At 70.2% G+C, this 13798-nt stretch carries 2 protein-coding genes; both read right to left on the bottom strand.

What is annotated here, in order from left to right; genetic code table 11:
- Positions 1-114: 114 nt before the first annotated feature.
- Positions 115-5535, bottom strand: coding sequence for an SDR family NAD(P)-dependent oxidoreductase (locus tag AB0M65_RS14990; RefSeq protein ID WP_364027082.1), 5421 nt, complete (start codon positions 5533-5535; stop codon positions 115-117).
- Positions 5532-13796, bottom strand: coding sequence for an SDR family NAD(P)-dependent oxidoreductase (locus AB0M65_RS14995; RefSeq protein WP_364027085.1), 8265 nt, complete (start codon positions 13794-13796; stop codon positions 5532-5534). The genes AB0M65_RS14990 and AB0M65_RS14995 overlap by 4 nt, the downstream gene beginning before the upstream one ends.
- Positions 13797-13798: the final 2 nt, after the last annotated feature.

Below are 13798 nucleotides of genomic sequence, written 5' to 3' on the forward strand. Positions count from 1 at the left end.
GGGTCGGGTCTCGTGTGTGTTTTGGGTCGTTCTAACGACCCAAAACACTCACGAGAACCCGACCGACGCGGCAGGCGAGCCAGCTCGCGAAAATGCCCCGCAGGTGGTTCCCGCTCACCCCACCCCGAGTTCGCCATCGATCAAAGCGAACATCTCATCATCCGTAGCGTCTTCGATTTGTCCCGATATATCCGCTTCGGACTCGGTCAGCCGTGCCAGCAGGGACCGCAGCCGGGCCGCCATCGTCGCCTTGTCGTCCTCGGCCAGGACGCTTGCGGCGAGGACGTCCTCCAGCCCGGCGAGCGCGACCTGGGCCTGCGAAACCGGGGCCGGCCCGTCGGCCGTCTCGACCTGGGTCCCGAGATGGACGGCGACCGCCGTCGCGGTGGGATAGTCGAAGATCAGGGTGGCGGGCAGCCGCACCCCGGTCACCGCCGTCAACCGGTTGCGTAGTTCCAGCGCGGTCAGGGAATCGAATCCCAGTTCCAGGAAACCGCGGTCCGCGTCGACAGCGCCCGCGCCGCCGTACCCCAGTACTCCGGCCACTTCCCGGCGCACCGCGTCCAGGAGGACGACGGCGCGTTCGGCGTCACCGGCACCGGACAGGAGCCGCGCCAAGGGCGAGTCGGCCGCTGTGGCCTCCTGCTCGACCTGGACCAGTCCGCGCAGCAACGGGATCGTGGTGCCCGCGCGCGCCTTCGCCCGCAGGACCGGGAGGTCGAGCCGGATCGGCAGGGTGGCCGGCTGTCCGGAGGCGAGCGCGGTGTCGTAGAGCGCCAGCGCGTGTTCCGAGCTGAGCGCCAGGAAGCCGGACTTCGCCATCCTGGCCAGATCCGCTTCGTCGAGCTGCCCGGTGATCGTGGACGTCCGGTCCCACCTGCCCCAAGCCAGCGTGGTCGCGGGTAGCCCGCGCGCCGCGCGGTGGATGGCGAGTGCGTCGAGGAAGACGTTGGCGGCGGCGTAGTTCGCCTGCCCCGGCCCGCCGAACGTGCCCGCCGCACCGGAGAACAGGACGAACGCCGACAGCTCGTGCCCGGCGGTCAGTTCCTGGAGGTTGATCGCCGCGTCCACCTTCGGCCGCAGGACCCGGTCCAGCCGTTCGGGCGTCAGCGAGCCGAGGACGCCGTCGTCGACCACACCCGCGACGTGCACCACGCCCCGCAAGGGTGTCTCGGTCGGTATCTCGGCGAGGACGGCGGCCAGCGCGTCCCGATCGGCGGCGTCACAGGCCCGGATCACCACTTCGGCGCCGAGCGCGGTGAGTTCGGCTTCGAGTTCGGGGGCGTCGCCACCGCGGCTGAGCAGCCACAGATGCCGCACGTCGTGGCCGGTCACCAGATGCCGGGCGAGCAGTCCGCCGAGGGTGCCGGTGCCGCCGGTGATCAACACCGTGTCGTCCGGACCGAACACCGGGCCTTCAGTCTCCAGATCCGACGACGCCCGCACCAGCCGCGGCGCTCTCAACCGTCCTTTTCGGACGGACAGTTCCGGTTCGCCCGCGGCCACCGCGGACGCGAGTACGGGACCGGCGCTGTCATCGGTGTCAAGCAGGATCAGCCGGTCCGGGTTCTCCGATTGCGCCGAGCGGACCAGTCCCCACACCGGCGCGACGGCGAGATCGGGAAGCTCGCCGTCGTCCACCGGCACCGCGCCGCGGGTCAGCAGGACCAGCGTGGTCTCGGTGAACCGCGGGTCGGCCAGCCAGTCCTGGAGCAGTTTGAGCACCCGGGTGGTCGTGCCACGCACGTCGGCGGCGAGGTCCCCGGACCCGTCCGCCGTCACGGGGACGAAAACGACATCGGGCGTCTTCGCTCCGCCGTCGACAGCCGCGGCCAGTGCCGGAAGGGTGGCGTGGACGTCGTCCAGCCCGAACGCGGCGTCGCCGATCAGCGCCCAGTCCGTCCGGGCGGACTGTCGCGGAGCGACGTCCTCCCATTCGACGGCGTACAAGGAATCCAGGCTCGCGCCGCGCGCCAGCGACAACTGCCCTGCCGAGATCGGGCGGGCCAGCAGGGAATCGACCGAGACGACCGGCGTGCCCTCGGCGTCGGTGGCGGTGAGGCTGACGCGGTCCGTCGCGGCGTCGACGACCAGCCGCACGCGCAGGCTCGACGTCGCCGACGGCGTGACCGTCACCCCGCTCCAGGAGAACGGCAGGGTCGTCCGGCCGTCCTCGCCGGGCGCGCCGATGCTGACCGCGTGCAGGCTCGCGTCGAGCAGGGCGGGATGGACACCGAACCGGTCCGGCCGGACCTCCGGCCGGAGTGCGACCTCGGCGAAGACCTCGTCTCCGCGCCGCCACACCCCCCGCAGGCATTGGAAGGCCGGGCCGTAGTGGTAACCCTGGTCGGCGAGTCCGGCGTAGACACCGTCGAGCGGGATTTCCTCGGCGTCGGCGGGCGGCCATTCGACCGGTCCTTCGGGGTTGGCCCGCGCCGGGCCGAGGACCCCGGTGGCATGGCGGGTCCACGACCGCTCCCCGAGCCGGGAGGAGATGGCCACCGTCCGCTTGCCGTCCGCGTCCGGCGCGCCGACGTTGACCTGGACCCGGACGGCGTCCTTGCCGGGAAGGACCATCGGCGCCTGGAGCGTCAGTTCCTCGACAGTGCCGCATTCGACGACGTGCCCGGCGTGCGCGGCGAGTTCGAGCAGAGCCGTTCCGGGCAGCAGGACCGTACCCATGATCGCGTGATCGGCCAGCCACGGGTGGGTGCGGGTGGACAGGCTCCCGGTCAGCACCACGGCGTCGGAGTCCGCGAGGGTGACGACAGCGCCGAGCAGCGGATGGTCCGCCGGGGTCTGGCCGGCTTCGGCCGCGTCGCCGGGCCGGTCGTCACGCTCCAGCCAGTAACGCCGGTGGCCGAACGGGTACGTGGGCAGACCGGTCGCGACCGGGCCCTCCCCCAAGATCTCGGCCCAGTCCGGCGTGACACCGGCCGTGTAAGCGCGTGCCAGCGCTTTGACGAAAGCGGTGCGGCCGGCGGAATCCCGCGTCAGTGTCGGCAGGACCGCCATGCCGGATCCCGCGGCCTCCAGGCATTCCTGGATCGGCACGGTGAGCGCGGGATGCGGGCCGACCTCGATGAAGGGACCGTATCCCTCCTTCGCCAGCACGGTGACGGAGTCGGCCAGCCGCACCGTCCCACGCAGGCTCTCGAACCAGTAGCCGCCGGTCAGTTCGGCTCCGGGAACCCAAGCCGCGCGGGCGGTCGAGAACAGGGGGACGTCACCGGCCACCGGCGCGATGTCCGCCAGCATCGGCGCGAACTCATCTCGGATGGCTTCCACCTGCGAGGAATGCGACGCGTAATCGATCGGGACGAGCCGGGCTCGCACCCCTTCGGCCGTGCGGGCGGCCACGAAACCGGCCACCGCCTCGACATCGCCCGTGACCACTGTCGAGTGAGGACTATTGACCGCTCCGATCTCGACGCCGTCGGCGAGTTCGATCTCGCTCGAAGGCAAGGACACGGACGCCATGGCGCCGGTACCGGCCAGCGACATCAGCACCCGGGACCGCAGTGCGACGACCTTGACGGCATCCGCCAGCGACAAGGCTCCAGCGACACACGCCGCCACGACCTCACCGAGAGAATGTCCCACCACCGCGGCGGGAGTCACGCCGTACGAACGCCACAGAGCGGCCAGCGACACCATCACGACGAACAACGCGGGCTGCACGACATCCGCCCGCTCCACCGACGGCGCGCCATCGACACCCCGAAGGACGTCCACAAGCGACCAATCCACCCAACGGCGCAATTCCTGATCACACTCTGTCAGCCGCTCAGCGAACACCGGCGACGCATCCAGCAACTCGACACCCATCCCCAGCCACTGCGCACCGTAACCCGGGAACACGAACACCGGCCGCGAACCCCGGGCCACCCCGGTCACCCCCGGCCCTCCCTCGGCCAAGGCACGCAAGCCGGACACGAACTCCTCCGGCGAAGAACCCACCACGGCCGCCCGATGCGGTAGCGAGGCCCGCGAACCCGCCAGCGCACGCGCCACCCCGGCAATGTCCACATCGGACTCGTCCGCGAAGTCCGCCAGCCGACCGGCCAGCGACTTGAGGGCTTCACCGTCCCGCGCCGAGAACACCCACGGCACGACACCGGGTGAACTCGCCGGAACGGACTCGATCTCCGGGGCCTGCTCCAAGATCACATGCGCGTTCGTCCCGCTGATCCCGAACGACGACACCCCCGCGCGCCGCGTGTCCCCGGTCCACTCCCGTGCCTCGGTCAGCAACGACACCGCGCCCGCCGACCAGTCCACCTGCGACGTTGGCTCGTCGACGTGCAGGGTCGGCGGGAGCACACCATGCCGCATCGCCTGTACCATCTTGAGCACTCCGGCGATCCCGGCGGCGGCCTGCGTATGCCCGATATTCGACTTCACCGAACCGAGCCACAGTGGACGATCGGCCGGACGGTCTTGACCGTACGTCGCGAGCAGTGCCTGCGCCTCGATCGGATCACCCAGTTTCGTCCCCGTGCCGTGTGCTTCCACGACGTCGACCTGCTCCGCCGACAACCGCGCGTTGGCCAAGGCCGCCCGGATCACCCGCTGCTGGGAAGGACCGTTCGGCGCGGTGAGACCGTTCGACGCGCCGTCCGAGTTCACCGCCGAGCCACGTACGACGGCCAGCACCTGGTGTCCGTTGCGCCGCGCGTCGGACAACCGCTCCAGCACGATCATCCCGGCGCCTTCACCCCAAATGGTGCCGTCGGCCGCTTGGGCGAACGCCTTGCAACGCGCGTCGCCTGCCAGCCCGCGCTGCCTGCTGAAGTCGGTGAACACCGACGAATGCGGCATCACACACACCCCGCCCGCCAGCGCCAGCCCGGATTCGCCGCTGCGCAGCGACTGGACCGCGAGGTGGATCGACACCAGCGAGGACGAGCACGCGGTGTCGACCGACAGCACCGGGCCTTCGAGGCCGAGGGTGTACGCGATCCGCCCTGCCGCGATACTGCTGAGGTTTCCGTTGGAGAGGAAGGCTTCCAGCTCCGGCGACGGGGTATGGACGGTCCAGGCGTAGTCGTTGGTGATGATCCCGGCGAACACCCCGGTGGCGCTGCCGGACAGCGACCGCGGATCGATACCCGCCTGTTCCAGGGTTTCCCACGAGAGTTCCAGCAGAAGACGCTGCTGAGGATCCATCGCCACCGCCTCACGCGGCGAGATCCCGAAGAACGCGGGATCGAAATCGCCCGCGTCGTAAAGGAAACCGCCCTCGCGGACGTAGGTGGTGCCCGGCTGGTCGGGGTCCGGGTCGTAGATCCCGTCGAGATCCCAGCCGCGGTCGGCCGGGAAGCCGGAGATGGTGTCGACGCCCTCGCGCACCACGGTCCAGAACTTCTCCGGGGTGTCGGCACCGCCGGGGAACCGGCAGCTCATCCCGACGATCGCGATCGGTTCCCGTTCGGCCGCCTCGATGTCGGCGAGCCTGCGTCGGCTCTTGCGTAGTTCCCCGGTGACGAACTTGAGGTTCTGCAGCAGCTTGTCGTCGTTGGCCTGCGGGCTCACTGAACGCTCCCGAATTCTCGCTGGATGACGTCGAAGATCTCGTCCGCGGTCGCGTCACCGAGGTCGTCGCCGGTCTTGGGGTCGTGGGTGTCGGTCCATCTGTCGAGCACGGCTCGCAGGCGGCTGGTGATCCTGGCCGCGTCGGCGTCCGTCACGGCCGGTGCGGACAGCGCCGATTCCAGCCTGTCCACCTCGGCGAGCAGCTTGGCCGCCGGATCGGTGTCGTCGGCCATGTCCCGGTGCAGTGCCTCGGCCAGCGCCCGCGGGGTCGGATAGTCGAACACCAGGGTGGCGGGCAGCTTGAGACCGGTCGCGGTGCTCAGCCGGTTGCGGAGGTCGATCGCGGTCAAGGAGTCGAACCCGAGGTCCTTGAACGCCTTTTCCGGCTCGACCGGCTCAGTGCCGGGGTAGCCAAGGGTGAGGGCGGCGTGGGTCCGGACGGCCATGAGCAGGTCGTCGACTGTCCTTAGCAGACCTTCCGCCGCGGGCTCCTCGGTCTTGGCGGCGAACCCGGCCAGGAACGGGCCGCCGTATTCGGCCAGCACGGCGTGGTCGATGTTCATCGCGGCCACCACGGGTACGTCACCCGAGACGGCGGTGTCGAACAGCCGCAGGCCCTGCTCGTTCGACAGCGGCGTCATTCCCGAACGCCGGATCCGCGCGAGGTCGGCTTCGGCCAGGTGCCCGGTGATCCCGCTGGGCTGCTCCCACAGACCCCACTGGATCGACGTCGCCGCCAAGCCCTCGGCCCGCCGGTGAACCGCCAACGCGTCCAGGTAGCTGTTCGCCGCCGCGTAGCTCGCCTGGCCCGCGTCACCGAACAGACCCGCCGAGGACGAGAACAGCACGAACGCTGAGACGTCCTTGGCGTGTTCGTGCAGCAGCCAGGCCGCGTTCGCCTTGGGCTTCAGCACGCCCTCGACACGCTCTGGTGTCAGGGAGCCGACGACGCCGTCGTCCACGATTCCGGCGGTGTGCACCACGCCGGTGATCCGGAACCGGCCGAACAGGTCCTGGACCACTTCGCGGTCCGCGATGTCGCCCGAGACGACGTCGACCTGGGCACCCAGTCCGGACAGGTCCGAGACCAGGTCCTTCGCGCCCACGGCCTCCAGGCCGCGACGGCTGACCAGCACCAGCTCGCGCACGCCATAGGCGACCACCAGATGGCGGGCGACCAGCGCGCCGAGTCCACCCGTGCCGCCGGTGATCAGTACGGTGCCGTCCCCGAAACCGGCGACCCCGGCCGCCGGGGTGAGCGGGCCGAGCCGGCGCGCCAGCAGCTGTCCGTCCCGAACGGTCAGTTCGGGTTCGCCGAGCCCCACGAGGCGCGCGGCGTCCTCATCGGACAGCTCGTCATCGGAGCGCACTGAAACGAACCGATCGGGATGCTCCGCCTGTGCCGACCGCACCAAGCCACGGACCGCGGCCCCGTCGAGGTCGTCCCGAGTCACCACGACGACCGGTTCGGAGCCGGTCAAGGCTCGCTGAAGCGACTCCAGCGCCTCCGTCACGGACCCGGTCAACCGGAGAACGCTCGCATCGGACGCCACTCCGGTCGACGCGACGCCGGTCCATTCCACGCCGTACAGCCCGCCCACGGTGACTCCGGCACCCAGCCAGAACCGCTCTCGCTGGAAGGCGTACGTCGGCAGTTCGACGCGCCTTCCCCCGCGACCCGCGAACACCCCGGCCCAGTCCAGTTCCGCGCCACGGACGTGGGCCTCACCCAGTGCTTGGGTGAACGTCGCCACCTCGGACCGGTCCGGCCTGAGTGCGGGCAGGAACACCGCGTCCTCCGTACACGACCGCCCCATGCCCGACAGCACGCCGCCAGGACCGAGTTCGATCACCGTCGTCACCCCGTCGGCCACCATCGCCGCCACCCCGTCCGCGAACCGAACCGCTTGCCGCACATGGGAAACCCAATACTCCGGAGTACGGAGGTCGCCGGTGGTCACGACCGGGATTTCCGGCGCATGGAACGTCAGTTCCCGCGCCACCGCGCGGAACTCGTCGAGCATCGGCTCCATCAAGTGCGAATGGAACGCATGACTCACCTGAAGCCGCTTCAGCCTCCGGCCCGCGAGTGCCCTCTCCACCAAGGCGACCGCGGCCTCGTCACCGGAGACCACCACCGACGTCGGACCATTCACCGCGGCAATGTCCACACCGGACACCAACACGTCGGCGACCTCGGCTTCCGTGGCTTCGACGGCGAGCATTGCCCCACCTGTGGGCAACGCCTGCATCAACCGGCCCCGCGCCGCGACCAGCTTCGCGGCGTCCGCGAGCGACAGCACTCCCGCGACATGCGCCGCCGTCAGCTCGCCGATCGAGTGCCCCGCCAGCGCCTCCGGCTTCAATCCCCAGGACTCGGCCAGCCGGAACAACGCCGTCTCCACCGCGAACAACCCGGCCTGCGTGAACACCGTCTGATCCAGCAACTCCGGCCGCTCGAACACAACCTGCCGGATCGGCTCCGGCAGAGACCGGTCCAACTCGGTGCACACCGCGTCGAACGCCTCCCGGAACACCGGGAACGCGTCGTACAGCTCACGACCCATACCGAGCCGCTGAGCACCCTGACCAGTGAAAACGACCGCGAGCTTACCCGCGACGACGGACCCCCGGACCAGCGCCGGATGTGCCTCCCCCGCCGCCAAAGCCGCCAGCCCGGCCCGCACGTCTCCGGCGATCACGGCGCGGTGCTCGAACCGGGACCGCGACAACGCCAGCGACAATCCCACGTCCTCGGGAGCACCCGAAACCACGCGGATCCGGCCGGCTTGTTCCCGCAGCGCTCCGGCCGATTTCGCGGACAGGACCCAGGGCACGACGTCCGTCGTCACCACCGGTTCCACCACCTCCGGCGCGGATTCCGGTGCCTGCTCGAGAATCACGTGCGCGTTCGTCCCGCTGATGCCGAACGACGACACCCCGGCCCGCCACGGCCGGTCCACCTCCGGCCACGCCGACGGTTCGGTCACCAGCGAAACCGCCCCGGAGGACCAATCGACGTGCTCGGACGGCTTGTCGACGTGCAGTGTCTTCGGCACCGAACCGTGCCGCATCGCCTGCACCATCTTGATGATTCCCGCGACCCCCGCGGCGGCCTGCGTATGCCCGATGTTCGACTTCACCGAACCGAGCAGCAGCGGGCGGTCTTCGGGACGGCCCTGGCCGTAGGTCGCGAGCAAGGCCTGCGCCTCGATCGGATCACCGAGGCGGGTACCCGTGCCGTGTGCCTCCACGACGTCCACCTCGGCCGCCGAGACCCCGGCGTCGGCCAGCGCCTGCTGGATGACCCGCTGCTGGGAGGGGCCGTGGGGAGCGGTCAGCCCGTTGGACGCGCCGTCCTGATTCACCGCGGAGCCACGGACCACGGCCAGGACTTCGTGGCCGTTCGCGCGGGCGTCGGACAGCCGTTCGAGCAGCACCAGGCCGATGCCCTCCGACCAGCCGGTGCCGTCGGCCGCGTCGGCGAACGGCTTGATCCGGCCGTCGGGGGCCAGCCCGCGCTGACGTGAGAAGTCCACAAAGGTCTCCGGGCTCGCCATCACCGTCACCCCGCCGGCGAGAGCGAGAGTGCTTTCCCCTCGCCGCAACGAGTGCACGGCCAGGTGCAGTGCGACGAGCGACGACGAACAGGCGGTGTCCACCGAGACCGCCGGGCCTTCGAGGCCCAGCGTGTAGGAAACCCGGCCGGACGCGACACTGCCCGCGTTGCCGGTGCCGATGTACCCTTCGGCACCGGCGGGTGCCTGGTCGGTGGTGAGCACGTAGTCGGAGCTCATCACGCCGGCGAATACCCCGGTCCGGCTGCCACGCAACGAAATCGGATCGATTCCCGCGCGTTCGAGCACCTCCCAGGACGTTTCGAGAAGCAACCGCTGCTGCGGGTCCATCGCCAGTGCCTCACGCGGCGAGATCCCGAAGAACTCCGCGTCGAAGTCGCCGGCGTCGTGGACGAACCCGCCGTGGCGGACGTAGCTCGTCCCGCGATGGTCGGGGTCCGGGTCGAACAGCGCGGCCACGTCCCAGCCGCGGTCGGCGGGGAACGGGGAAAGCCCATCTCCGCCGCGAGCCAGCAGGTCCCAGAGGTCTTCCGGGGAACTGACCCCGCCGGGCAGGCGGCAGCTCATCCCGACGATCGCGATGGGCTCGTCGGCGGCCGTCGCGGGTCCGGACTCCTCGGCCGCGGCCACCTCACCGGACAGCTCGCCGGTCAGGAATTCCGCCAGCGTCCGCGGTGTCGGATAGTCGAACACCAGCGTGGCGGGTAGTTTGAGGCCGGTCGCGGTACCGAGCCGGTTGCGGAGGTCGATCGCGGTCAGCGAGTCGAAACCGAGGTCCTTGAACGCCTTCTCCGCCGCGACGGACTCGGCCGAGGGGTGCCCCAGCGTGACCGCGGCCTGGGTACGCACGACCGCGAGGAGATCGTCGAGCGTCCTGATCGGCGCGTCCGGGGTCGCCGTCCCGGTGGTGGCGACGAAGCCTGCCAGGAACGGGCCGCCGTGTTCGGCCAGCACGGCGTGGTCGATGTTCATCGCGGCCACCACGGGCAAGCCGCCCGAGACGGCGGAATCGAACAACCGCAAGCCCTGCTCGTCCGAAAGCGGGGTCATCCCCGAACGCCGGATGCGCGCGAGGTCGGCGTCGGTCAGCTGCCCGGTGATCCCCGTCGCCCGTTCCCACAAGCCCCACTGAATCGACGTCGCCGCTTTCCCTTCGGCCCGCCGGTGCACCGCCAACGCGTCCAGATAACTGTTCGCCGCCGCGTAACTCGCCTGCCCGGCGTCACCGAACAGACCCGCCGACGACGAGAACAACACGAACGCCGACACCTCCCCGGCGTACTCGTGCAGCAGCCAGGCCGCGTCCGCTTTCGGCGACAAGACACGCTGAACACGTTCGGGCGTCAGGGATCCGACGACGCCGTCGGCCACGATCCCGGCGGTGTGCACCACACCGGTGATCTCGAACCGGCCGAACAACTCCCGGACCACTTCGCGATCCGAGATGTCCCCCGCCACCACGTCCACCCGTGCACCCAGCCCGGACAGCTCCGCGACCAGATCCGTCGCACCAGCGGCTTCCGGACCGCGACGGCTCACCAAGACCAGGTCACGCACGCCGTACGCGAGCACCAGATGCCGGGCCACCAACGCACCCAGCCCACCGGTACCGCCGGTGATCAGCACCGCGCCGTCCCCGAACCCGGCGACCCCGGCCGCCGGGGAAACCGACCCCAGCCGACGCGCCAGCACCCGGCCGCCGCGAACCGCCAGTTCGGGTTCGCCGAACCCCGCGAGACGCGCGGCGTCCTCATCGGACAGCTCGTCATCCGACTCCACCAGCACGAACCGGTCCGGATGTTCCGCCTGTGCCGACCGCACCAGACCACGCAGCGCGGCGCCGCCGAGATCCGCCCGCGTCACCACGACAACCGGGTCAGTACCGGGCAGAGCCCGCTGAAGCGACTCCAGGCCCTCGACCACGGACCCGGTCAACCGGAGCACGTCGCCGTCGCTTTCACGACCAGCGCCTGCCTCGACCCAGTCGACCCCGTACAACCCACCCACCGAGACGCCGGAGCCAAGCCAGAACCGCTCCCGCTGGAACGCGTACGTCGGCAAGTCGACCCGGCGCGCGCCACGGCCTGCGAACACTCCTGCCCAGTCCAGGTCCGCGCCACGCACGTGAGCCGCACCCAGCGCCTGGGTGAAGGACACCACCTCGGACCGGTCAGACCGCAACGCGGGCAAGAACACCGTGTCCTCCGTGCACGACTGCCCCATTCCCGACAGGACACCGCCGGGACCGAGCTCGATCACCGTCGTGACGCCGTCGGCCACCATCGCCGCGACCCCGTCCGCGAACCGGACCGCTTGCCGCACATGGGAAACCCAGTACTCCGGATCGCGAACGTCGCCAGTCGCCACGACCGGGATCTTCGGAGCATGGAACTCCAAGCTCTTCGCGACCGCTCGGAACTCGGCCAGCATCGGCTCTATCAGATGCGAATGGAACGCGTGGCTCACCTGCAAACGCTTGACCCGACGACCCTCGAAAGCCTTCTCTACCAAAGCAACCGCGGCCTCGTCACCGGAGACCACCACCGACGTCGGACCATTCACCGCGGCAATGTCCACACCGGACACCAACACGTCGGCGACCTCGGCTTCCGTGGCTTCGACGGCGAGCATCGCCCCACCTGTGGGCAACGCCTGCATCAACCGGCCCCGCGCCGCGACCAGCTTCGCGGCGTCCGGGAGCGACAGCACCCCGGCGACATGCGCCGCCGTCAGCTCGCCAATCGAGTGCCCCGCGACGAAGTCCGGTTTCAAGCCCCAGGACTCGGCCAGCCGGAACAACGCCGTTTCCACCGCGAACAACCCGGCCTGTGTGAACACCGTCTGATCCAGCAGATCCGACTGCTCGAACACCACGGCCCGCACCGGCACGTCCAGATACCGGTCCAGTTCGGCGCACGCGGCGTCGAAGGCGTCCCGGAACACCGGGAAGGCTTCATGGAGTTCGCGCCCCATCCCGAGTCGCTGCGCGCCTTGACCGGTGAACACCACCGCCAGTTTCCCGCCGGTCACCACGCCTTGGGTGACCGCGGGATCGGCGACCCCGGCGGCCAAGGCCTCCAGGCCACGCGCCACGTCGCCGGTGATCACCGCACGATGGTCGAACCTGGACCGCGACAGGGCCAGCGACAGGCCGACGTCCGCGGGGTTGGCTTCGGTGGCGATCGTCCGCAGCTTCTGGGCCTGGGCCCGCACTCCACGCTCGGTTCGCGCGGAGAGCACCCACGGTACGACGTCCGTCTTCACGGCCGGTATGTCCTGAGTGGACTCTTCTTCCCCGGCCTGCTCCAGGATGACGTGCGCGTTCGTGCCGCCGATGCCGAACGACGACACCCCCGCCCGCCACGGCCGATCCACACTCGGCCAGGGAACCTGCTCGGTCACGACCGACACGGCCCCGGCGGACCAGTCGATCCGGCTGGACGGCTTGTCGACATGCAGGGTCTTCGGGACCAGGCCGTGCCGCATCGCCAGCACTGTCTTGATGATCCCCGCGACACCGGCGGCGGCCTGCGTATGCCCGATGTTCGACTTCACCGAACCCAGCAGCAAGGGCCGCTCGGCCGGTCGATCCTGGCCGTAGGTGGAAAGCAGCGCCTCGGCTTCGATCGGATCGCCGAGCCGGGTACCCGTGCCGTGGGCCTCCACCACGTCGACGTCGGCGGCCTCGACACCGGCGTCGGCCAGCGCCTGCCGGATGACCCGTTGCTGCGAGGGGCCGTTCGGTGCCGTCAGGCCGTTCGACGCGCCGTCCTGGTTGACCGCGGAACCCCGCACCACCGCGAGGACCCGATGCCCGTTCGCCCGCGCGTCCGACAACCGCTCCAGCAACAGCAGGCCGACGCCCTCGCCCCAGCTGGTGCCGTCCGCCGCTTCGGCGAACGGTTTGACCCGGCCGTCCGGGGCCAGACCGCGTTGACGGGAAAAGTCCACAAAGGTCTCGGGGCTCGCCATCACCGTCACGCCACCGGCCAGCGCGAGGCCGCACTCACCGCGACGCAACGCCTGTACGGCCCAGTGCAAGGCCACCAGCGAGGACGAGCAAGCGGTGTCCACCGTCACCGTCGGCCCCTCCAGACCCAACGAGTACGCGACCCGGCCGGAGGCGACACTTCCCGCGTTGCCGGTGCCGATGTAGCCCTCCAGACCCGGTGGTGCCTGGTCGGAACTCACGACGTAGTCGGAGCTCATCACCCCGGCGAACACCCCGGTCCGGCTGCCCCGCACCGAAACCGGATCGATCCCCGCACTCTCCAGCACTTCCCACGACGCCTCCAGCAGCAACCGCTGCTGCGGATCCATCGCCAACGCCTCACGCGGTGAGATCCCGAAGAACTCCGCGTCGAACTCGCCCGCGTCGTAGACAAAGCCGCCGGAACGGACGTAACTCGTCCCTCGGCGATCGGGGTCCGGGTCGAACAACGCACCGGTGTCCCAGCCGCGGTCGGCCGGGAACGCGGAGATCGCGTCGCCGCCGCCGGATACCAGGTCCCAGAGATCCGACGGCGAGCGCACTCCGCCGGGCAGACGGCAGCTCATCCCGACGATCGCGATCGGCTCGCTGGCCGCTTCGGTCAGCTGCCTGTTCTGCTGCTGCAGGCGGGCGACGTCCTTCAGCGACGCCCGCAACGCCTCGACAAGCTGTTTGTTGTTCGCCGCATCCATCA

Source organism: Amycolatopsis sp. NPDC051071, assembly GCF_040682875.1.
GTDB lineage: Bacteria > Actinomycetota > Actinomycetes > Mycobacteriales > Pseudonocardiaceae > Amycolatopsis.